This is a genomic window from uncultured Stenotrophomonas sp. (assembly GCF_913778665.1).
GTDB lineage: Bacteria > Pseudomonadota > Gammaproteobacteria > Xanthomonadales > Xanthomonadaceae > Stenotrophomonas.
In genome coordinates this window covers 104,314-125,698 of the sequence record NZ_CAJYVQ010000006.1, presented here as the reverse complement: position 1 = coordinate 125,698, position 21,385 = coordinate 104,314, and the positions used below count along the sequence as shown (strand labels likewise).

Here is a 21,385-nt window from a genome sequence, read left to right as displayed (position 1 = left end):
GACTACTCCGACCGAAGTGCGGACATCGGCTTGACCAAAGATGCCTTGTAGGCCGGCCACGCATTGGCGACCAGACCCACCACCAGCAGCATCAGGGCCACGCCGAGCAATGACGTGGGATCCATGGAGGAAACATTGTGCAGCTGCGACTTCAATAGCGCCCCGAGCAACAGTGCCGGTGGCAGCGCCAGCAGGAAGGCATGGCCCAGCATGCGCAGGCCCTGGCGCAGTACGCCCACCAGAATGTCCTGCTGGCTCGCACCCAAGGCCTGGCGAACGCCAAACTCGCGCTGCCGCATCGTCACCGAATGAGCCAACAATGCGTACAGCCCCACCGCCGTCAGCAACAGCGTGATCGCACTGAGAATGCGCAGCAGGGCGTTGAGCCGCAGCTGATCGACGATGGTTTCCTCGATCCGCTGCTGCATGGTCATGACCTGGGTCAGCCGCAAAGGAAGCCCTGATTGCTTGAGTTGGCGCTGCAGCGTCACCGCAAGCTTCTGCGGATTCTGGCCGCGGATCACTACTTCCGCCGAGTCCTGCGATGACCCTGGCAGCAGCAGCGGAACGGCGGCAGGCAGGTAGATGGAAGGATACTCATCGGGCTGTTGCAGGCTGCGCTGCCGGGCCCGCGCCACTACGCCCACGATCACGCGATCTGTCAGCCCGCCCTCCTCGCCCGCTACCCGCAGGCTGCGGCCTTGTGGGTCACTGCCCGGGAAGTAGCGTTGGGCCAGCGCATCGTCGATCAAGGCCACAGGGGCGCGCTGTTGCACCTCGGCACTGCTGAAACTGCGGCCACGCAGGATGCGTAGGCCCAATGCCGCGGGGAGATCCGCACTTACATGGGCAAGATACGCTTTGGGAAGACCGCCCCGCCCTTCCGGCGAGGACCCGGCTACTGCGAAGTTTTCCAGGGTGACGTTGCGGCTGAATGGCGCCGACGAGCTCAATGCAACGTGACGCACGCCGGGCAGCGACTGCACGCGCTGCACCCAGTCCTGCACGTTGGCCTGCAGCGTGGATGCATCTGCGTCGGGATCGACATCTGAAGACTGCAGCGTCGCGATCACTTGGCCATCGCGACGGAAGCCCACGTCTTCGGCCAGCAGCTGGCCGGAGCTTCGGACCAGCAGGGTCGTTCCGAACAGGAGCACGAAGGTCATCGCAATCTGGGCCGTCACCAGCACGTGGCGTATGCGATTGACCGATGCGCTCGCAGTCTGGCCGTTGCCCGTCTGCCGCAGCACCTCATAGACGCTCTGCGCACGGATGACACTGGCGGTCGACGCCAGAACCATCATCGCCGCCGCTCCCATGCCCAGCAGCGCCAGGGTGGTGGCCGCATCCAGGCCAATCGACTGTGGCATGCCCTTGGGCATCACGTCGAAGTGCTGCAGCACGGTCAGCCCCAGCGGCATCAGCACCACCGCCAACACGGACGCAGTCATCACCAGTACTAGGCACTCCAGTGCGATCTGCCGCCGGCGCTGCGCGCGCGTCGCGCCAACCGCCTCCAAGACCGCAAACTCCTGCCGCCGGCGCAGCAGCCGCAAGACGAACAGGTTGTAGACATTGGCAAGCGTGACCGCGAACACCAGCAATCCCGCGCCCATCATTGAAATCAATGTCGTGCTGCGGTCCTGCAGCCAGATGTTGCGCAGGGGCTCTACGCCGATCTTCAGGCCGATCTGCTCGCTGATCGCAGCCAGCGTCGGCTGCGCGCCGACCAGCGCCTTGATTCCGGTGCGGGCTGCGTTCGCGTCGGTCGTACCGGTCAGCCTGGCAATCGCCGCAAGATTGCCGAAGGAGCCCGCGTTCGACATGGCGGTCTGTTCTTCAGTGAAGCCCAGCGGCAACCAGATGCGGACGTCACGCTGGGGGAACGAGAACGACGTCGGCAGCACCCCTACGATGCGGTAGCCAACACCGCCCAGCCACAGTTTCTGGTTGAGGGTTGCAGGGTTGCCGCCGAACTCGGACTTCCACAGGGCCGTGCTGACCAGTGCAACCGGTTCCGCTCCGGGTCGAGCGTCATCACCCGAGAATAGACGCCCCGCTTCCGCGCGCGCGCCCAGCATCGGGAACAGCTGGGGCTCTGCAAGGACTGCCTGGACAGTGCCAACGACGTTGCCGGCGCTATCCGCGCGAACCAGTTCGCGTGACTGATAGCCCGCCACTGCGGAGAACTGCTGGCTGCCGCGCTGGATCGTATCCAGGTAGGGAATCGACCAGTCAAGATCCATGCCCATCTTGGTGGCATGCATGGTCAGCCGCACCAGCTTGTCCTGCGCCGGGTATGGCAACGGCTTCCACATCATGCTGTAGGCCACCGCGAACACGCAGGAATTGATGGCCATCACAAGCGCAAGCAGGCCCGCGATTGTCAGGGCCGATCCCCGGCTGCGGTTGAGCCTCCGGAGTACGACCTGGAGATCGTCAGGAATCACTATGCGCGACCATTGCCAGGCAGTGTGTTTGGCGACGCTGGCGCGAAAGGCACAGTTGCATCAATGCGGCGGTGCATCCATTCACATTCAATCCCATCCCTGGTTCGCCGTGTTCGGCACGAAACACGTTTCGTCGCCGCTTCACAATTGATCTCGGTATGAACTGCATGTTCGCGCCTTGCATCAAGGCGCGGTCAATACTTGACACGATGTAGTCGCTCTGTCAACACTGAATTCCTCACATCAATCGCGACGTTGCCCAAGCGTATATGGATATCGCACGGCCCGAACTGAAGCAGCGGAAGCGCAAACGCAGGCTGATTATTTCCGCGGTCTCCGGTGTGATTCTGGTCGGCATCGTTGCCGGTGCGGTGGCACTCAATGCCGCGTCCCCTTCCGTGCGCCGCTCCGATCTTGTCTTTGACAGCGTGCGCCAAGGTGAGTTTGTTCGCACGGTGCGTGGCCCCGGAAAACTGGTGTCCAGCCAGATGCGTTGGGTGATCGCCAGTACCGATGCCAGCGTCGAGCGGCTGCTGGTCAAGCCCGGCGCGACGGTCAAGGCCGATACGGAAATCATCGAGATGAGCAATCCTGAAGTGGTTGATCGGCTTCTTGCTGCGAATGCAGAGCACGCTGCAGCGCAAGGCGATCACAGCGCACTTCAGGCACGGCTGCAGGCTGACGCGCTTCAGCTGAAGGCGGAGCTGGCCAGTACGATGGGTGAGCGCGATTCGCTGCAGGTGGAGGAACAGGCAGCGCGACGCGCCTTGGACAAGGGCGTACTTGCCGAAGTCGACTACAAGAAGATCGCCATCAAGCTCAAGCAGTTCGAGCAGAACGTTGCCATCGCACAGCAGAGGGTCAGGCAGTCGGAGGCCAACCTTGCGGCACAGCTGTCCGCCAGCCGCACGCGTCTGGACCAGCTTGCCAGCACCCGGGCATTGCGCCAGTCCGAGGCGGATGCCCTGCGGGTAAAGGCGGGCATGGACGGCGTGGTGCAGCAGATCAGCGTCGAGGAGGGGCAGCGGGTTACGGCCGGGGCAAACGTAGCGCGCGTGGCAAAGCCAGGCGAACTTATCGCCGAGTTGCGCATCCCCGAATCGCAGGCGTCCGACCTTGCCGCAGGGCAGCCGGCGGTGCTGGAAATAGGCCGCGCGCACGTCAAGGGCAGTGTGCGGCGGGTCAATCCTGCCGTGGAGAAAGGTGCGATCTTGGCTGAGATCGACCTCAGCGAAGCACTGCCGCCCGGTTCACGCGCGGAACAGTCGGTCGATGGCTCGATTGTCACCGAAAGGCTCGCCGATGCGTTGTTCGTCAAGCGACCCGTCAGCGTCCACGCCGGCAGCACGAGTCCTGTGTTCCGCATGACCAGCGAAGGCAACGCCGCACGGGTGGAGGCGCGCTTCGGCAAGGATTCAGTGGACGAGATTCAGGTGCTGGGCGGGCTTGAGAAAGGCGATCGGCTGATTCTGTCGGACATGAGTGATTTTTCCGAGGTCGACAAGGTCTCGATCAACTGACAACCGTCATTGCATTGGAGACGGCATGCAAGCCCCAACCCCGCTGCTCCAGTTGCGGAGCATCTGCAAGGTGTTCCTCACCGAGGAAGTGGAGACCAACGCGCTCAGTGATGTGGACTTCCATGTCGACCGCGGTGAGTTCGTCAGCATCACAGGGCCTTCCGGCTGCGGAAAGTCGACGTTGATGTCGATCCTTGGAACCCTGGATGTGCCGACGTCCGGCGAGTACCTGCTGGACGGGGTAGCCGTGTCGACGCTGGATGACCTCACCCGCGCGCACCTGCGCAGCCGCCAGATCGGCTTTGTGTTCCAGGCGTTCAACCTCATTGGCGACCTGAGCATCGTCGAGAATGTCGAAGTACCACTGACGTATCGACGCGATATTCCCCGCTCGGAGCGTCGCGGTCTTGCCCTCGCCGCGCTCGCGCGGGTGAGCATGGAGCACCGCAGCGCGCATTTCCCTGCACAGCTGTCAGGTGGCCAGCAGCAGCGCGTGGCGATCGCGCGCGCGCTTGTTGGTAGCCCGGCCCTGCTGCTCGCGGATGAGCCCACCGGCAATCTGGATTCCCGCAACGGCGAGTCGGTCATGCAGTTGCTGGAGGAGCTTCATGCCGGCGGCGCGACGATCTGCATGGTGACCCATGATCCCCGGTACTCTGCCCGCGCGGACCGTGAAGTGTTCATGCTGGATGGCCGGATCAGCGAGCGGCACCTCGCCACGCCTACCTGATTTGCGCCCCTGCTCCGTCACGAACTTGACGCCACGCAAAGGCCCACCGAGAATTCCGCGACTAATTCTCATTTGCTGTTGCGCAGGATGCGGGCGGCAGCCTCCCGGGCCCCTCTCCTTCGATGTTCAAGAACGTCCTGTTCCAACTGCACTGGCTGCTGGGCATCACCGCCGGTGCCGTCCTGGCCGTGATGGGCCTCAGCGGCGCGGTCCTGTCCTTCGAGGACGAACTGCTGCGTGCCGCCAACCCCGGCTTCGCCGAGATTGCCGAACACCACGCCGAAGGCCAGCATCCACTGGCGCTCACTGAACTGGTGCCGCTACTCCAGGCCGGCAGCGAGCGCCCGCTGCAGCGCCTGCGCGTCGACGCCACCGGGCAACGGCCGTCGGTCGCGCGCTTCGCCGGCGGCAAACAACACTGGGTGTACTTCGACCCCTACAGCGGCGAACGCTTCAGTGTCCTGCGCGGGCAGACCTTCTTCGATTTCGTCGAAGACCTGCATCGCCACCTCGCCGCCGGCGAGCGCGGCAAATGGATCACCGGCAGCTGTGCGATCGCGCTGCTGTTCTTCACCCTGTCCGGCCTGTATCTGCGCTGGCCGCGGCGCTGGTGGCACTGGCGCAGCTGGTTGGCGGTGGAGTGGAAGCGCAGCGGCCGCAGCTTCCTGTGGAGCCTGCACTCGGTGATCGGCACCTGGGTGCTGTTGATCTACCTGATGAGTGCGCTGACCGGCCTGTGGTGGTCGTTCGACGGGTACCGCAGCGCCGCCAACACCCTGCTGGGCGTTGCACCGGCGGCCAAGCACAAGGTTGCCACCGATGCGGCGCTGGATCTGCGTCGCGTCGAAACCACGCTGTACGCGCTGCCGGGCGTGCGCACCGGCTTCATCGACCTGCGCCTGCCGGAGAAGCCGGGCCAGCCGCTCAATGTACGGGTGATGGCAGGCGATCCTTCGCAGCGTGGCGGCCACCACGATCGCGCCCACGACCTGCTGCAGCTGGACCCGGCCAGTGGCGCGGTTCTCGACGCCCGCCCCTACGCACGCCAAGGTGCCGGCGGACAGCTGGCCACCAGCGTGTTCGCGCTGCATTCGGGCAGCTACTTCGGCGTGCCGGGGCGCGTGGTGGTGATGCTCAGCAGCCTGGGCATGAGCCTGTTCTTCATCACCGGCTGGATGCTGTACCTGGACCGCCGCCGCAGCCAGCGCGCCGCGCGTGGCCTGCGCCAGTCGCTGCCGGCCGCGGAGGGACACGGTACGCCGTGGCGGGTGGTCCACGCCAGCCAGAGCGGGCTGGGCGAGCAACTGGCCTGGCGTGCCGCTGCACAGCTGCAGGCCGCCGGCCATGCGGTGCACGTGCTGCCGCTGGCCCGCGTCGACGCCGCGCAGCTGCGTGGCACGGCACGCGTGCTGTTCGTACTGAGCACGTTCGGCGATGGGGAGCCACCGGACGCCGCTCGACGGGCATCGCGCCAACTGCTTGCGCAACGGCTGGACCTGTCGGGCCTGCAGTTCGGCCTGCTGGCGCTGGGTGACCGCCAGTACCCGCATTACTGCGGCTTTGGTCGCCAGTTCGATGGCTGGTTGCTGGGCTGCGGTGCGCAGGCACTGTTCGAGCGCATCGACGTCGACGCCGCCTCGCTGCCCGCGCTGCGCCAGTGGCAGCAGCAGCTGGGCGCGCTGACCGGCATCGCCACCGATGACAGCCTGTTGCCGTCGGCCACACAGCTGCACGACTGGCGCCTGCTCGGCCGCGAACGCCTCAATCCGGGCAGCGTCGGCGGCGCGATCTGGCGCGTCCGTCTTGCCGCCCCGGCCGAGGCGCAGTGGCAGGCAGGGGACATCCTGTATCTCGCGCCCCGCCACAGCGCACGGCATGCCAGCGGGGTGTTGAGGGCGCACGGGCTGGATCCGCTGCAGCCGCTGCTGATGGACGGCGCCACGCGTACGCTGCTGTCCTTGGCCAGCGAGCGTGAACTGCCCAATGCCGATGCCGCGCTGCCGGTACAGGATGCGTGCCTGTGGCTGGCGGGGCTGCCGATGCTGCCCGGTCGCGAATACTCCATCGCGTCCTGTGCCGATGATGGCGCAGTGGAACTGGTGGTTCGGCTGGTGCACGACGACGCGGGCCGCGCCGGGCTCGGGTCGGGTTGGCTGTCGCTGCACGCGCCGGTGGGCGCCAGCATCGCCGCCCGCATACACCGCAACCCCGGTTTCCATCGCGTGACTGGCGCACCGATGGTGCTGATCGGTAATGGCACCGGCATCGCCGGCCTGCGCAGCCTGCTGCGCGAAGCGGCGCACGCGGGCGAGCATGGGCACTGGCTGCTGTTCGGCGAACGCCAGCGCGCCCAGGATTTCCTGTTCGCCGACGAGATCCAGGCCTGGCAGTCCGACGGCCATCTCGCGCGCGTGGACCTGGCGTTCTCGCGCGATGGCGACGGCGGCTATGTACAGGATCGCCTGCGCGCGGCCGCCGATGCGCTGCGTGACTGGATGCGGCGCGGCGCGGTGATCCACGTCTGCGGTTCGCTGCAGGGCATGGCCGAAGGCGTAGACCAGGTGCTGCGCGAAGCGCTCGGTTATGAGACGGTGGAAACACTGCTGGAGAACGGCCGCTACCGCCGTGACGTGTATTGAGCTTCTCCGGTAGTGCCGGCCGCTGGCCGGCACTACCCAGGCAAGGTCAGGCCGCCGCAGCGTGCGCCCGTGGCACCGCCTGCAACCGGAATGCGCCAACGGCTTCCGCCAGCGCATGCACCTGCGCCTGCATCTGCGCGGTCGATGCACCGGCCTCTTCCACCAGGCTGGCGTTGCGCTGGGTGCTGGCTTCCATCTGCACGATGGTCTGGTTCACCTGTGCGATGCCGGCATGCTGATCCTGCGATGCGCTGCGGATACCGGCCAGCAGATCAGCCAGCTGCTGCACACTGCCGACGATCTCGCCCATCGTGGTACCTGCCTGTTCGGCCTGCTGGCTGCCCTGGCCGACCCGCGCCACCGAATCCTCGATCAGGCCCTTGATCTGCCTGGCGGCCTCGGCACTGCGCTGCGCAAGCAGGCGCACCTCCGCGGCCACCACCGCGAAGCTGCGGCCCTGCTCGCCCGCACGCGCGGCCTCCACGGCTGCGTTAAGCGCAAGGATGTTGGTCTGGAACGCGATGCCATCAATCAGCTGGGTGATATCGCCAATCCGGCACGACGCCTCGCTGATGCCCTGCATCGTCGCCACCACCTGGCCGACCGCCTCACCGCCGCGCTGCGCCACCGCGGCGGCACCCTTGACCAGCGCGTCAGCACGCCCTGCAGCATCCGCATTGCGGCCAACGGTGTCGGTCAGCTCATGCATTGATGCGGCGGTTTCTTCCAGGTTGGCCGCCTGTTGCTCCGTGCGCTGCGACAGGTCGTGATGGCCGGCGACAATCTCGCCAACACCGGTATCGAGACTGGAGGTGGCCTGCTGGATGCGGGTGACGATGCGGCCCAGCTGCGCGACCGTCGCATTGGCATCGTCGCGCATGCGCGCGAACACACCCTGCAGCTCACCCTCCATGCGAACGCTGAGGTCACCGCGGGCGAGCGCGGCCAGCAGTGCCTGCAGGTCGCCAAGGTTGGTTTCAAAGGTCGCCAACAGGCGATTGATGCTGGTCGACAGCGTGCGCACGAAGCCCTGTTTTCCTTCCAGCACGATGCGACCGTGCAGGTCGCCGTGTGCGGCGGCATCGACCAGCGCCGCCACCTCGGTTTCCAGCAGGGTTTCCAGCGCGCGGCTGCGCCATTCCACCGCCACGCCGAGGAACTGCGCTTCATCGACAATGGCATTGGCGATCAGCTGATAGCGCACGCCGGCATGGCCGATCTCGCGCTGCTCGCGCTGGCGTACGCCTGCCAGGCTGGCCAGCGCCGGATGCAGGTGCGCCGCTTCACTGCCCAGCAGATCCTCATGCTGCAACTCCAGCTGGTGCAGCAGCGCCGGGTTCGCGTAGGCGACATGTCCTTCGGCATCGATCACCATCAGCCCGGTCTGCGCGCTGTCCAGCGCCTGGCGCACCCGCGTGTTGCCGCGTGCCAGCGCACGCTCGGTCTCGATGCGTGCGCGCAGGCGCTGCTGCATCTCGACCAGGCGCTGGGCGAGCTGGCCGATCTCATCGTTGGCATTATGGATACGCAGGGTGGTGTCCAGGCGGTCGTCGGCGATGTCGCCGGCAAAACGCAGGGTGTCCTGGATCGGCTGGCGCACCGCGCGCAGTGCCAGCACCAGGCTGGTGATCAGCACACCGGCCACCAGCAGCAGGGTCAGTGCGAACAGTATGCTCATGGTGCGCGCGCCGGCATCCTGGCGCGCCTGCGCATTGCCCAGCGCGGAAACCTGGGCCTGCTGGAATGCGGCCAGCGCCGGCGCGACGCCGGCAGCGGTATCCAGCAGTGACTGCGCCTCCACGTCCAGGCCGACGCGCGCGGCGGTGTAACCGAGCAACGCGGCCTGGTAGCGCTCCATGCCCTCGCGCAGCGTCTCCCGCACCTCGGTGGGCAAGCCGGCCAGCGCGAGATCGAACGGTAGTTTTTCCTCGCTTGCACGGTCGGCGTGCGCGGAATCACCGTCGAGCAGCAGCAACGCTTCCTGGCGGCGCATCTTCTGAAGATACAGCGCCAACAACGGCCGCTGCAGCGCATCCACCTGTGCCTGCAGGCTGTCGGCGGCCTGCTGCAGCTGCGCGGCAAGGCCTGCCTCACCTCGGCCCATTTCGTCGACGCGCTCGAACAGCGCGGCCACGCCCTGCGAGAACGCATCGGCAGCTTCGGTCAGTGCCTGCAGCGACTTGCGCCGGCCGTCGTCCATCGGCATCGCGCGCAGTGCCTGCAGGTCGGCCTGAAGCGCTTTCTGCACCGTCAGCAGCTGCGCGCGGTCGGCATCATCGAAACTGCGTGCATACTGGCTCTGCAGGCGACGCGCTTCGGCCACCCGGGTGGCCAGCCGGGCCGCCAGGTCGCTGCCATGCTGGTAGCTGGCCTGGTTGCGCGCGGCCTGGGCGTTGTTGTGTCCGGTCCAGGCATACACGGCAGCAATCGTGACCAGGCCCAGGCCGCAGACCCACAGGGTCGCCTTGAGCTTGTTGGCCACGCTGAGGCGGTGCGGCTGCAGCCACAGCAACAGGCCGGGGGACACCGAACGCAACGCGGCAAGACGCGTGCGCAGGGACCGAAGGTGGGGAACGACGGCCAACATGACAGACTCCAGGCGGAAGGACGCACCTGTATCGGCCGTAGCTGATGAAACTTTAGGACTCTTTTCGATAGATCTGGCCATTTGCGTGCGGACGCGGCCTTTGTACCGGGCACAGGCGACGGCGGCATGACACCGTCGCCGTGCTTGACCTCAACCCCGGTTGGGGGCGCACAGTGGACCTCCCTCCCCTGCCCGGTGCCGCCATGACTGCGCTCGACGTCCCCCGCTATCTGCAACGCCTGCAGCTGGATGCACCGCCACCGCTGACCCTGGCTGGCTTGACCCTGCTGCAGCAGCGACACAACGCGCTGCTGCCGTTCGAGACACTCAGCTGCCTGCTGCGCGACGCGGTGCCGATCGACCTGGGCAGCGTGCAGCGCAAGCTGCTCGGCGAGCGCCGGGGTGGCTACTGTTTCGAACTCAATGGCGGCCTGCTGGGCCTGTTGCAGGCGCTCGGCTTCGATGCACAGCCGCTGAGCGCACGCGTGCTGCTGGCCGCGCAGGACGGCGAGCTGACTGCCCGCACCCATCTGCTGTTGCGGGTGCATCTGGAAGGCGACGACTGGCTGGTGGATGCCGGCTTCGGTAGCCTCACCCCGACCGTGCCGCTGCGCCTGCACGACACCGCACCGCAGGCCACTCCGCACGAGCGCTATCTCCTGCAACGCCTGCCCGAGGAGGGCGACTTCGTGCTGTCAGCCGAATCCGGAGACGGCTGGCGCGCGATGTACCGTTTCGATCTGCAGGCACCGGCGCCGATCGACAACGTGGTGGGCAACTGGTACGTGTGCACGCATCCGGATTCGAGCTTCCCCGGCCAGCTGCGTGCCTCTTTGACTGGACCGGACTGGCGCCGCACCATCGGCAGCGGCAACTACACCGAGTACCGCCGCGGGCAGGCGCCGGACAAGCGCCCGCTGCACGATGTCGGCGATGTGCGCGAGGTCCTGCAGCTGCGTTTTGGCCTGCAACTGCCGGACGACCCGCGGCTGGACCCGGCCATCAGTGATTGGCTGCAGCGCTCGCGTGCCTCGATCTTGTAGAGCCGAGCCCACGCCCGGCTGAGGGCGACCGGGTCAGCACCAGCCGAGTACGCTCGACCCCACGGAGCGTTGCGTGCCTGCAGGGCGATGCGGTTGCCTTCGCTGTCGCGGATTTCGACTACGCGCCAGTCGCCGGCGTCGGCCGGGCCTGGTGCCAGCAACTCAGATGATGCGCAGGGTGATCGCCTTCAGCACGGCGCGGGTGCGGTCGCGGGTGCCGAGCTTGTCGAGGATGGCCGAGACATAGTTCTTCACCGTGCCCTCGGCCAGGAACAGGCTGCGTGCGATTTCCTTGTTGCTGTACCCACCGGCCAGCAGCCGCAGGATCGCCACTTCGCGCTCGCCGAAGGTGTCGGTCGGTGGCGCTTCGTCGTGGAAGCGGTAGCGAGCGCGCACCGGCTCGGTGCTGACCGGCAGCAGCAGGGTCTCACCGGTGGCGACGCGCTCGATCGCCTCGCGCAGGTCGGCCGGTGCTGCGTCCTTGAGCAGGAATCCCTGCGCTCCTGCCCCGGTGGCACGCAGCAGCAGATCACTTTCATCGAAGGTGGTCAGCAGCAGCAGCGGGGTGGCGTCACCGCGTGCACGCAGCTGGCGCAGCGCTTCGATGCCGTCCATGCCGGGCATGCGGATGTCACTGAGCACCACGTCCACCGGCTGGGTGGCCAGCGCATCCAGCAGCGCCTGGCCGTCTTCGGCCTCCAGCACCACGTCAACGCCCAGCCCTTGCAGCAGCGCGCGCAGGCCGGCACGGACCAGCGCCTGGTCGTCGGCAAGGGCAACACGGATCGCGCCGCCGCTCATGCCGGCACCCACGCGGTCAGGTGCATGCCACCCTGTGCGGTGCGGGCCAGTTCCAGCTGGCCGCGCACTGCGGCCAGGCGCTCACGCATGCCAGCGATGCCGTTGCCCTCGCGGATACGCTCGGCGCGCTGGCCGTCATCACGGATGTCGATACGCAACCGGGAATCCTCTTCGTTGATCGTCAGCCATACGGTGTCTGCGTTGCCATGCCGGGCGGCATTGGTCAGCGCTTCCTGTACCAGGCGCAGCACAGTCTCTGCCATCAGCGGGTCAGCCACGCGCACGCTCTCGCCGATCTGCAGCTGCAGCTTCGGGCGCGGGAACGGCGCGGCCAGCGCGTGCAGCGCAGTAGCCAGATCGAGGCCGCGATCATCGCGCATCGATTGCACCACCTGGCGGATGTCGGCCAGCAACTCGCCCGACAGCTGCTCGGCCAGCACCACGCCTTCGCGCCCGGCCAGTGCCGGATCGGCTGCCAGCGCGCGCAGATTCAAGCGCATCGCGGTGAGCTTGTGACCGGCCACATCGTGCAGTTCTCGGGCCAGGCGCAGGCGCTCGGCATCACGTGCACTGTCAGCCAGCAGTGCACGGGTGGCCAGGAGATCGGCATTGACGCGGGCCAGGTCATCGCGGGCCAGCGCGGTACTGCGTGCGTAGTGTGCGGTCAGCGCGGCGAACGCCTGGAAGCCGCCATACAGCAACACCACCAGCAGCGGTTGGCTGAAGCCACTGTGGCGCAGCACGGCGTACATGCCGATATTGGCGAGCAGGGCGACAACCAGCACGAAACGCGATGGCCAGTGTTCGCCCAGCTGTGCGACCAGCACCACCAACAGCACCGGTGCGGTTCCGGTGCGCGGCTGCAAGGCGACCAGGGCAAGCGCCAGCAGCGCCTGCAGGATCGCGGCGACCGCACGTACCCGGGTCGGTATCGCCGCCCACCCGTGCAGCACGAACAGCAGCAGGAACGCGCCGAGCAGCACCAGGCTGAGGGCGCCGTTGCGGCCCTGCACGGCAAACGAGAGGCCCACCGCCAGTACGGTGACCAGGCCGGCGAGGCTGAGGGGACGCATCAAGTGGCGGCGCAGGCTGGGCATGGCCAGATGCTGACGGCCGCGCCGGCCGCCGGCAATGGGTCCTGCGCAGAAAGTGACTTCTGGCACGTCGAATCGATGACCACTGGCCCTGAATCCGGCGCCGCGCCCCGCGCAGACTGGCCCCACACCGCAACACACCACCCACTTCCGGAGCCACCGCCATGATCCGCACCGCCCTGCTCAGCACCGCCCTGACTGCCCTGGCCCTGGCCGGCGGCGCCCACGCCGCCGATCTGGCGGTGACTGTGCACGATGTCCGCATGCAGAGCGGCACGCTGCGCGTCGCCCTGGTCGACAACGCCACCGCGTGGGACGGCAAGGCCGCACCGATGCAGGCGCAGCAGGCCAAGCCCAGCGGCGACAGCGCGCACTTTGTGTTCAAGAGCCTGCCGGCCGGCAGCTACGCGGTGCTGCTCACCCACGACGAGAACGACAACGGCAAGCTCGACACCAACCTGGTCGGCATGCCCGTGGAAGGCTATGGCTTCAGCAACAACCCGCAGGTGATGCGCAAGCCGACCTTCGACGAAGCGCGCATCACCGTGCCGGCTGCCGGCGCTGCCATCGACATCACCCTCCGTTGATTCCTGCATCCAGACCCGAGGCCATCATGGACCGTCGCCGTTTCCTCCGTACCCTGCTCAGCAGCAGCGCCTGCCTGGCACTGGGTGCCACCGCACTGCGCAGCGCGCCCGCCTTCGCCGGTGACCCGGCCCGTTTCGCACAGGGCCTGCAGGAGCACCCGTGGCTGCTCGGCTGGCGCAGCGTCACCGGCGAGAACCTTGGCCCGGCCACCGTGCAGCTGCAGGGCCTGCTGCCGGCTGGCCTCGCCGGAACGCTTTACCGCAATGGCCCGGCCTGGACCGAGCGCGATGGCTTCCGCTACGACCACTGGTTCGATGGCGATGGCATGGTGCATGGCTGGCGCTTCAACGGCGATGGCAGCCTGACCCACCACGGGCGCATGGTGGCCACGCCGAAGTTCAGCCGTGAACAGAAGGCCGGTCGCTTCCAGTACCCGGCGGCCGGCACCAGCGTTCCCGGTGCCCTGGCGGTACGCAACAATGATGACGCCAACGTGGCCAACACCTCGGTCATGATGATCAACGGCCGCCTGTTTGCGCTGTGCGAATCCGGCTCGGCCTTCGAAGTGGACCCCGATTCGCTGCAGACCCTTGGCCCGGTCACCTGGCGCCCGGACCTGGCGGCGTTGCCGTTCTCCGCGCATCCGCTGCCGGACCGGGATGGCAGCGTGTGGAACTTCGGTTCCATCAGCCTGATGGGAGGCCACGGCCTGCTGGTCTGGCACATCGGCAAGGACGGCCAGCTGCGCAGTGCCAATGTGATTGAAACGCCTGAACATGGCTACCTGCATGCCTTCGCGATGACCGAGCAGCACCTGGTGTTCGTGCTGATGCCGTTCGACTTTACCGGCACCGGCGGCAGCTTCTTCGAGCGCATGCAGTTCGCGCCGCAGCGCCCGACACGCATCGCGGTGGTCGCCAAGGATGCGCCGGACAAGGCGCAGTGGTTCGAGGCACCGTTCGCCGCGATCTACCACTTCGGCGATGCCTTCACCCGCGATGGCGGCATCGTGCTGCGCGCGGTGCGTCATGACGACATCAGCGAAGCGCGCTCGCCGATGAAGGAGGCGATGGCCGGCGACGGCGCGCATGCGGCCAACAGTGGTGCCAGCCTGGTCGAGCTGCACCTGGACCTGCGCCGTGGCCGTGCGCGCTGGGAATCGCTGGGCATCAGCGCGGTGGAGTTCCCGCTGTTCGACCCGCGCTCCCCGGGCAAACGGGGGGCGCGACTGTACGCACCCACCATCGATGGCCCAGCCAACGCGCCGTACTTCAATGCGGTGGCGGCCTTCGATATCGAACGCGGGCGTCGCCAGCTGTGGCACTACGGGCCAGACATCATGGCCGAGGAGCACGTCTTCGTTCCGCGCCCGGGCAGCCGCAACACCGACGACGGTTGGCTGATCGGCACCCTGCTCGATCCGGTGAACAAGCGCAGCGGCCTGGCCGTACTCGATGCGCGACACCTGGACGACGGTCCGCTGGCACAGGCATGGCTGCCCTACGCGGTGCCGCTGGGCTTCCACGGTACGTTCGCCGCACACGGTTGAGTCCACGCCGTGCGGACACCGGCGCTGGCATGCTGCGGCTTCCCTTCCTGCGGAGACGTGCATGCCCCTGGCCGACCATCGAAGCGCGCTGGCACCGCAGGGGTTCCTGCGCGTGGCGATCAACCTCGGTAATCCCGTGCTGGCACAGGGAGATGCACGCTCGCCGCGCGGGCCGTCACTGGAGCTGGCCACCGCATTGGCGCAACGGATGGGCGTGCAGGCACGCTTCACCTGCCACGCTGCGGCGGCTTCGGTGGTTGCCGCGGCCGCCGAAGATGCCTGGGATCTGGCCTTCCTGGCGATCGATCCGGCGCGCGCCGACCGCATCGCCTTCAGCGCGCCCTATGTGGAAATCGAAGGCACTTATCTGGTGCGCGAGGACAGCCCGGCGCAGCAGGTGGCCGACCTCGACCGCGACGGCATGCGCATCGCCGTTGGCCGGGGTGCGGCCTACGATCTGTCCCTGAGCCGGGAGCTTCGCCACGCCACGATCGAACGCGCGGACACGTCGGCGGCAGCGATCGACCTGTTCGACCAACAGCAACTGGATGCCGCCGCCGGCGTGCGCCAGCCGCTGGCGGCCTGGGCGAAGGCGCATCCCGGCCATCGCGTGCTGCCCGATCGCTTCACCGCGATCCAGCAGGCGGTGGCGGCACCAGCCTCGCGACCCGCCGACGCGCTGCGGGCGCTGTTCGAGGAGGTGGAAGCGATCAAGGCTGGCCCGTTGCTGGGCGAAGCATTCGCGCGTGCCGGGCAGGCGGTAACGCTGGTGTGATGATTGTAGGGCCGAGCCGTGCTCGACTGCCTGTGCGCAAAGGCAGTCGAGCAAGCTCGACGCTACCGGTGCGCGTCTGCCATGTGTTGCACATGCTCGGCGGCCTGCGCATGCAGCCACTCGCGGAAGGCGAGGAAACCGCGATGGCTGGCCGAACGCTGCGGATACACCAGCCAGTGCGGCCAGTCGGTCTTCAGCCGCTGGCTGGAGAGTGCGACCAGCTGGCCGGAATCCAACAGCAGGCGCGCGCGCGTCACCCGGCCAAGGGCAACACCGACACCGTCCAACGCCGCACGATGGTGCGCCTCTGAGCCGTCCAGCACCGCCACGAAGCGTGCCGGCGGCCTCTGCGCGCTCAATGCGAACCAGGCGCCCCATGCGCCATCGGGATCACCCAGCAGCGGCCACTGGGTCAGCGGTACGCGATCGCTGCCGCCCATGCGCTCAATCAGCGCCGGGCTGGCCATCGGCACCAACCATTCGTCGAACAGCGACTCCACCACCAGCCCGGGCCAATCGCCACGGCCCAAGCGCAGCGCGGCGTCGAACTGCCGCTCGCGCTCGAAGTCGATCAGGCGCTCGCTGGACTGCAGATTGATCTCGATCTGCGGATGCGCGGCGACGAAATCCCCCAACCGCGGCACCAGCCAGGCCGAAGCCATCGATGGCACCGCGCTGACGGTCAGCACATGCTCGGCACGCGCCGCATAGGGCTGGAACGCTTCGTTGATCGCATCCAGGTGCGGGCCGATCCGGTCGATCAGGCGCTGGCCCTCCAGGGTGAGCGAGACGCCGCGTGGCTGGCGGATCAGCAACGGCTGGCCGAGACGCGCTTCCAGCTGGCGCATCTGATGGCTCAGCGCACTGACGGTGAGATTCATCGACGCCGCAGCGCGCGACAGGTTGCCCAGCCGTGCGGCGGCGACGAATCCCTGCAGGGCATGCAGCGGCGGGCGTGTCATCAGGCTTGAATTCCTCTCAAGACGAACTTGCGGAAATGTCTATTTTTGCGCCGACATGCTGCCCGTATCGTGCAATCGACTCAAGTGGAGGCACGCTCATGAACATCTTCAGCAGCCTGTTGTTCCTGCACGGCCACGTGGCGAGCGCCGAACTGGCGCGGCAGCTGGCCAGCCCTTCCCCGACTCCGCCGCCAAGCGGCGCTGCGGGTAGTGCCGGCCGCTGGCCTCCAACCTCACCGACCGGGCATGCGGCAGCTCCTGGCCAGCGGTCGGCACTGCGCTAGCGTTGCAGGGCCTGTTGCACCGCCACTGCCACATCGGTGTTGTCGATGTAGCTGCCGTCATTCCAGCCCACGTGCTGCCGGTAACCCGGATCGACGCCGCGCACGCGCTGGCCGAGCAGCTCCGCGCCCGCCCCCTTGGCCCACAGCGGCACCAGTGCGTTGGAATGGTTGCCGGTGGGGCGGAAGCTCATCCCCGGCATGCGGCCGCGGCCGTTGTTGCGCACCGCCTGGAAGGCCACGTTCTGCGCGTCCAGGCCCATCGGCATGCTGTTGTCGTGGTCGGTGGTGACGATCAGCAGGTTGCGTTCCCAGCCGCCGTTGCGCTCGACCCAGCCGATCACCGCCGCAACCGCGTCATTGAATTCCACGGTTTCCTCGATCAGGCGGCCGTACTGCGGCTGGTCGCTGCATTGGCCGTAGTGCCATTCGGTGCCACAGGCGCTGGTGTGCGCGGCCCAGTCGGTGGCGCCGCCTTCCACCATCAGGAACAGGCCGCGGGGTGAACGCTGCTGCAGGAACTGCAGTGCGCCACGGGCCATGGTCGCCAGGTCGGGCACGCTGTCGATCTTCCGCACGCCGGAAGGCGTGCCCGCGTCCTTGCCCAGTATCTGCAACTGGCGCGCCTGCTGCAGCGTATTGGCAACGCGCGGCACGCCGATCAACGGACGGTCGGCCGGCAGCCGGCCCTGCGCGAGTGCGGCGAACTCATCCTTGCTGCGGATCAGGCGCCACGGACCGGCCGGGTTTGCGCCGATCGTGCTGCCCGCTTCCAGCTGCTGCCAATCCTGCTGCGACACCCATTCCCACGGGTTCGCGCAGCCTTCCAGCGGCGCGCCCGTACCTTCATCACAGGCGCGGCCATCGACGCTGTAACCCGGGCCACCGGTGCCCATCACCAGGTCCATATGGCCCTGCGCCAGCATCTGGTGGGCGATGGCGTGGTAGTTGTTGCGCGATACGTTCTGCGCCGCGAACGCTGCGGGCGTGGCATGCGCGAACGGCACCGAGGTGACCACGCCGGTGGCCATGCCCAGGCGCTTGGCGCGCAGCGTGTTGAACTCCACGGGTTGGCCATCGTTGTTGAAATTGATGGCGTTGTTGTAGGTCTTGATGCCCGAGGACAACGCCGTGCCTGCCGCGGCGCTGTCGGTCGCCACTGTGGCCAGGTACTGGTAGCCGACGAACGGCAGGTCCTGCGCCGGTAGCGGCGCGGCATCCCATGCCTTGCCGGCGTCGTAGCCGAGGCTCTGCGCGGTGTCGCCGGTCGGCTGGCTGCTGGAATTCAGCGGGAAGGTGGTCACCGCCAAGCGCTGCGGAAAATCCGCATACGGTGCACCTTCGCGGCTGCCGTACTGCCAGTAGGCAGCGGCATCCCAAGTCCCCCAACCGGCTCCGTCGTTGATCATCACGATCACGTTGTACGGTCGCGGCCCGGCCGCAGGCGCGGTATCGGCACGCGGATGCGGTTGGCAGGCGACAAGTGCGAGCAGCAGCGGCGCGAGAAGCCAGCGCCTGGGCAGAGCGGCAGTCATCGGAGCGTCCTGTGGGGCCAGCGACGGCGGGAAGAGTGGTTACGTTATAACGTCTCGATATTACAGCTTCGTGCAGCCGCTGCGCGCTACCCTGCGGGCCCTCCTCCAGCATCGCCGGACCCATGCCGTCATCTCCTGTTGCGCGTGCACCGCTGTCCTCCATCACGCTCGATGCGGCGACCTGCACCGTGATCCACCAGCACAACGCCGGGCTCGCGCGGCAACCGGCATCACTGACCAAGCTGATGACCGCCTACGCCACCTACGCATGCGTGGCCGAACAGGGACGCAGCTGGAGCGAAGCGGTGCGCATCGCCGCTGAAGACGTGCACGCGGTGGCCCACGATGAAACCCGCATGGGCTTGGTGCCCGGCGAAACGGTCACCCTGGCGCGACTGCTGGAGGGCATGATGGTGGTTTCCGGGAACGACGCCGCGCTGGCCATCGCGCGGCATCTGCAGGGATCACAGCATGCGTTCCTGCAGCGCATGAACCGGCATGCAGGTCAGCTCGGGCTGCGCGATACCTGGTTTGCCAGCGTTTCCGGCATCACCACGCCACGGCAAGCGTCCAGCGCGCGCGACATGGCGATGCTCTCCGCGCGGCTGCTGGCCGACTATCCACAGGTGCTGGCAATCACCGCGCAACGCGCGTTCGCGCACGGCAGCTTCAGCCGCAACAACCAGAACGCGCTGCTTGGCGAAGACGGTGTGGATGGATTGAAGACGGGCTACACCCAGGCCGCAGGTTTCTGCTTGGCCGCCACCGCGCTCCGGCAGCTGCCCGGCCAAGTGCAGCCGGCGCGATTGATCACCGTTGTGCTCGGTTCGGACAGCCGCCAAGCGCGCGACGCGCGGGTGCGCGAGCAGCTGGCCGCAGGCTTCACCGCACTCGCGGGCGCCACCATCGACGGGTGAGGCCGATCAACGCCGCTTGACGGCCGCCACGATCAGGCGTTGCAGCTCGGCCTCGGCATCGTTCTTGTCGAGCGCGCCTGCGCCCACGCCCTCGGACAGCGATTCGGCTGCGCCCAGGATCGCCCAGCGCCCCGCCAGCGGCACGCTGCCGCCAGCGGCGAACGGCCCCAGCCAGACCTCGCAGTTGTCGATGAAATCCTGCTGGTAGCGCCGCCGCACTTCCTGCAGTTCCGGCGCGCCGACCAGCGCGGCAAGGATGCCCTGCACTTCGCCGCCCTGGCTGAGCACGCAGTCGATGTAGCCGGATGCGATCGCCGCCGCGCGATCGGCCAGTTGCGGCCGTGCGCGTCCGATGCGCTCGTGGAAGACCACGGTCTGGCGGCCGTCGTAGTCGTCGTAGAGTGCGGCCAGCAGTCCGTTGCGGGTGACGAAGTGATCGTAGGCCACCGGCTTGGTCACGCCGGCCGCTTCGGCCAGCCGCCCCAGCGTCAGCGCATCGGTGCCTTCCTCGCCGACCAGCGTCCATGCCACCTCCAGCAACTGGCGGGCACGTTGCTCTCGGGTCAGTCGGCGGCGCGTGGGAGCGGCGTTGGCAGGCATCGGCGGAACACGGCGATCAGCTCATCGGATCACCAATTTTACGACCGATCTGCAGCGCGGTCTGCAGGTGCGCTTCGGCCGCGCCGCTGTCGGCCTCCAGCAGCAGTTCGGAGGACAGCACGCGCGCGCCGCAGTAGTCGAAGATGCCCATGTCGATCTGTGTTTTCATCGCCGCACCGTAACCGCGGCGCTCGATCATTTCCGCGCCGGCGCCACCGACGCCAACCAGATGCACGCGCAGGCGCTGCAGCTTCTTCTGCACTTTGCCATCGGCGCCGTCCTGGTAGGCCCAGCCCTGGGTGAACACGCGGTCGATCCATCCCTTCAGCAGCGCGGGGAACGACCACCAGTACAGCGGATAGACCAGCACGAGCGTATCGGCGGCATCCAGCCGTGCATGCTCGGCCGCCACGTCGGCCGGAACAGCGCCGGCGCCACGGAACAGAGCTTGGTCCTGCGCGGTGAAGCGCGGGTCGAAGCCCTCGGCCACCAGATCGGCGTGGGCCACGCTGTTGCCGGCATCGGACGCAGCGATCGCCTCGCCGATGCGGCGGGCGATGGCGTGGGTGAGCGAAGCAGGTTCAGGATGAGTGGTGACAATGAGGCTGTGCATGCGGGAATCTCCAGGAATCACTACTTACCAAGAGTAAGTAACAACGCGCAGGAGACCAGAGTCACCGATGGGACACTGTTTTCGTACCCCGTATAGTGCGTCGATTCCTCAAGGAGGGCGGATGATGCGCCGTAGCCTGTGTTCCCCGTTGCTGGCCCTGCTGCTGGCCTTGGCCGTGTTTCCCGCCGCCGCCGGCGAACTGAGTCCCGGCGATTCGGCCGCGCTGCGCCGAGATGTACAGGCCATGCTGACGGCGTTCGCCAAGGGCGATGCCGAACTGATCATCGAGCGGACCCATCCCAGCCTGAAGCAGCTCGCAGGTGGTGATGAGGTATATGCCAGTACCACCCGCGACACCATCAAGGCGTTGCGCGAAGCGGGCGTCGTCATCATCAGCGACGTAGCGGGCGTACCTGGCCGCACCTATGCGGCGGGTAACGAGGAAGTCTGCTTCGTACCGCGACAGTCACTGCTGCGTGTGCGCGAAACCGCTATCCGCAGCACCTTGTTCATGGTTGCCGTGCGCCAGGTCGGCACTTCCCAGTGGCGCTACCTTGATGGCGCCGGCCTGATCGACAATCCGGCAATGCTCCGGCAGCTGTTGCCGGCACTGGAACCGGGCGTGATCCTGCCCAAGGGCGGCGTGGAGACGCTGTAGCGCACTTGCAGGGCAGCGCCACGTTCCGGCGCATCCATCCACG

At 67.3% G+C, this 21,385-nt stretch carries 17 protein-coding genes; 9 read left to right on the top strand and 8 right to left on the bottom strand.

Translation table 11 applies throughout. The features are described 5' to 3' along the window. Positions 1-2: 2 nt before the first annotated feature. Complete coding sequence (locus tag QZ853_RS07840) at positions 3-2,450, bottom strand: ABC transporter permease (protein ID WP_295571807.1); 2,448 nt, start codon at positions 2,448-2,450, stop codon at positions 3-5. A gap of 269 nt (positions 2,451-2,719) precedes the next feature. Between QZ853_RS07840 and QZ853_RS07835 the strand changes: the two genes are divergently transcribed. The 3 genes from QZ853_RS07835 to QZ853_RS07825 all read left to right on the top strand — a co-directional run bounded on the left by QZ853_RS07835 (position 2,720) and on the right by QZ853_RS07825 (position 7,339). After that, the gene (locus QZ853_RS07835) at positions 2,720-3,970 is read left to right on the top strand and encodes an HlyD family efflux transporter periplasmic adaptor subunit (protein WP_295571805.1); all 1,251 of its coding nucleotides are present in this window, start codon (positions 2,720-2,722) and stop codon (positions 3,968-3,970) included. A gap of 25 nt (positions 3,971-3,995) precedes the next feature. After that, positions 3,996-4,700: an ABC transporter ATP-binding protein gene (locus QZ853_RS07830; RefSeq protein ID WP_295571803.1), complete on the top strand. Its 705-nt coding sequence runs from the start codon at positions 3,996-3,998 to the stop codon at positions 4,698-4,700. Positions 4,701-4,822: 122 nt separating this feature from the next. After that, complete coding sequence (locus QZ853_RS07825) at positions 4,823-7,339, top strand: sulfite reductase flavoprotein subunit alpha (protein ID WP_295571801.1); 2,517 nt, start codon at positions 4,823-4,825, stop codon at positions 7,337-7,339. Between the two features lie 46 nt (positions 7,340-7,385). Here the strand turns inward: QZ853_RS07825 and QZ853_RS07820 are convergent, their stop codons facing one another. Beyond that, positions 7,386-9,926 carry a methyl-accepting chemotaxis protein gene (locus tag QZ853_RS07820; RefSeq protein WP_295571799.1) on the bottom strand — a complete coding sequence of 847 codons (2,541 nt, stop codon included), beginning with the start codon at positions 9,924-9,926 and terminating at the stop codon, positions 7,386-7,388. 203 nt (positions 9,927-10,129) lie between these two features. Here QZ853_RS07820 and QZ853_RS07815 point away from each other — a divergent pair, with 203 nt between their 5' ends. Further along, positions 10,130-10,969 (top strand): arylamine N-acetyltransferase, encoded by an 840-nt coding sequence (locus QZ853_RS07815; RefSeq protein WP_295571797.1) that lies wholly within the window; start codon positions 10,130-10,132, stop codon positions 10,967-10,969. A gap of 162 nt (positions 10,970-11,131) precedes the next feature. Here QZ853_RS07815 and QZ853_RS07810 read toward each other — a convergent pair whose 3' ends face one another. Both QZ853_RS07810 and QZ853_RS07805 read right to left on the bottom strand, forming a co-directional pair. Next, positions 11,132-11,770 carry a response regulator transcription factor gene (locus QZ853_RS07810; RefSeq protein ID WP_295571796.1) on the bottom strand — a complete coding sequence of 213 codons (639 nt, stop codon included), beginning with the start codon at positions 11,768-11,770 and terminating at the stop codon, positions 11,132-11,134. Further along, a complete protein-coding gene (locus tag QZ853_RS07805; protein ID WP_295571794.1) occupies positions 11,767-12,867 on the bottom strand; it encodes a histidine kinase in 1,101 nt (366 codons plus the stop codon). Before QZ853_RS07805 ends, QZ853_RS07810 begins: the two co-directional genes overlap by 4 nt. 161 nt (positions 12,868-13,028) lie before the next feature. Here QZ853_RS07805 and QZ853_RS07800 point away from each other — a divergent pair, with 161 nt between their 5' ends. The 3 genes from QZ853_RS07800 (at position 13,029) to QZ853_RS07790 (ending at position 15,776) form a co-directional block, all read left to right on the top strand. Next, on the top strand, positions 13,029-13,451 hold the full coding sequence (locus QZ853_RS07800) for a DUF2141 domain-containing protein (protein WP_295571792.1): 423 nt from the start codon (positions 13,029-13,031) through the stop codon (positions 13,449-13,451). Positions 13,452-13,477: 26 nt separating this feature from the next. Further along, positions 13,478-15,001, top strand: coding sequence for a carotenoid oxygenase family protein (locus tag QZ853_RS07795; RefSeq protein ID WP_295571790.1), 1,524 nt, complete (start codon positions 13,478-13,480; stop codon positions 14,999-15,001). A 61-nt stretch (positions 15,002-15,062) separates the two neighbouring features. Continuing rightward, positions 15,063-15,776 (top strand): transporter substrate-binding domain-containing protein, encoded by a 714-nt coding sequence (locus QZ853_RS07790; protein WP_295571788.1) that lies wholly within the window; start codon positions 15,063-15,065, stop codon positions 15,774-15,776. A gap of 62 nt (positions 15,777-15,838) precedes the next feature. Here the strand turns inward: QZ853_RS07790 and QZ853_RS07785 are convergent, their stop codons facing one another. Next, positions 15,839-16,738, bottom strand: coding sequence for a LysR substrate-binding domain-containing protein (locus QZ853_RS07785; protein ID WP_295571786.1), 900 nt, complete (start codon positions 16,736-16,738; stop codon positions 15,839-15,841). Between the two features lie 280 nt (positions 16,739-17,018). Beyond that, positions 17,019-18,554, bottom strand: a complete 1,536-nt coding sequence (locus tag QZ853_RS07780; RefSeq protein ID WP_295571784.1) for an alkaline phosphatase — start codon at positions 18,552-18,554, stop codon at positions 17,019-17,021. 122 nt (positions 18,555-18,676) lie between these two features. Between QZ853_RS07780 and QZ853_RS07775 the strand changes: the two genes are divergently transcribed. Then, entirely contained in the window at positions 18,677-19,471 is a 795-nt protein-coding gene (locus QZ853_RS07775; protein ID WP_295571783.1) for a D-alanyl-D-alanine carboxypeptidase family protein, read from the top strand. A gap of 6 nt (positions 19,472-19,477) precedes the next feature. Here QZ853_RS07775 and QZ853_RS07770 read toward each other — a convergent pair whose 3' ends face one another. Beyond that, entirely contained in the window at positions 19,478-20,071 is a 594-nt protein-coding gene (locus tag QZ853_RS07770) for a TetR/AcrR family transcriptional regulator (protein ID WP_295571782.1), read from the bottom strand. 16 nt (positions 20,072-20,087) lie between these two features. Beyond that, positions 20,088-20,684, bottom strand: a complete 597-nt coding sequence (locus tag QZ853_RS07765) for an NAD(P)H-dependent oxidoreductase (protein WP_295571780.1) — start codon at positions 20,682-20,684, stop codon at positions 20,088-20,090. A gap of 124 nt (positions 20,685-20,808) precedes the next feature. Here QZ853_RS07765 and QZ853_RS07760 point away from each other — a divergent pair, with 124 nt between their 5' ends. Beyond that, positions 20,809-21,342, top strand: a complete 534-nt coding sequence (locus QZ853_RS07760) for a hypothetical protein (RefSeq protein ID WP_295571778.1) — start codon at positions 20,809-20,811, stop codon at positions 21,340-21,342. The last annotated feature ends 43 nt before the right edge of the window (positions 21,343-21,385 follow it).

Coding starts and splice junctions, on each gene's coding strand:
- QZ853_RS07810 (WP_295571796.1), bottom strand. CDS start 11,770: ATGAGCGGCGGCGCGATCCGTGTTGCCCTTGCCGACGACCAGGCGCTG.
- QZ853_RS07775 (WP_295571783.1), top strand. CDS start 18,677: ATGCCGTCATCTCCTGTTGCGCGTGCACCGCTGTCCTCCATCACGCTC.
- QZ853_RS07815 (WP_295571797.1), top strand. CDS start 10,130: ATGACTGCGCTCGACGTCCCCCGCTATCTGCAACGCCTGCAGCTGGAT.
- QZ853_RS07835 (WP_295571805.1), top strand. CDS start 2,720: ATGGATATCGCACGGCCCGAACTGAAGCAGCGGAAGCGCAAACGCAGG.
- QZ853_RS07805 (WP_295571794.1), bottom strand. CDS start 12,867: ATGCCCAGCCTGCGCCGCCACTTGATGCGTCCCCTCAGCCTCGCCGGC.
- QZ853_RS07765 (WP_295571780.1), bottom strand. CDS start 20,684: ATGCACAGCCTCATTGTCACCACTCATCCTGAACCTGCTTCGCTCACC.
- QZ853_RS07770 (WP_295571782.1), bottom strand. CDS start 20,071: ATGCCTGCCAACGCCGCTCCCACGCGCCGCCGACTGACCCGAGAGCAA.
- QZ853_RS07760 (WP_295571778.1), top strand. CDS start 20,809: ATGCGCCGTAGCCTGTGTTCCCCGTTGCTGGCCCTGCTGCTGGCCTTG.
- QZ853_RS07780 (WP_295571784.1), bottom strand. CDS start 18,554: ATGACTGCCGCTCTGCCCAGGCGCTGGCTTCTCGCGCCGCTGCTGCTC.
- QZ853_RS07790 (WP_295571788.1), top strand. CDS start 15,063: ATGCCCCTGGCCGACCATCGAAGCGCGCTGGCACCGCAGGGGTTCCTG.
- QZ853_RS07820 (WP_295571799.1), bottom strand. CDS start 9,926: ATGTTGGCCGTCGTTCCCCACCTTCGGTCCCTGCGCACGCGTCTTGCC.
- QZ853_RS07795 (WP_295571790.1), top strand. CDS start 13,478: ATGGACCGTCGCCGTTTCCTCCGTACCCTGCTCAGCAGCAGCGCCTGC.
- QZ853_RS07800 (WP_295571792.1), top strand. CDS start 13,029: ATGATCCGCACCGCCCTGCTCAGCACCGCCCTGACTGCCCTGGCCCTG.
- QZ853_RS07825 (WP_295571801.1), top strand. CDS start 4,823: ATGTTCAAGAACGTCCTGTTCCAACTGCACTGGCTGCTGGGCATCACC.
- QZ853_RS07830 (WP_295571803.1), top strand. CDS start 3,996: ATGCAAGCCCCAACCCCGCTGCTCCAGTTGCGGAGCATCTGCAAGGTG.
- QZ853_RS07785 (WP_295571786.1), bottom strand. CDS start 16,738: ATGACACGCCCGCCGCTGCATGCCCTGCAGGGATTCGTCGCCGCCGCA.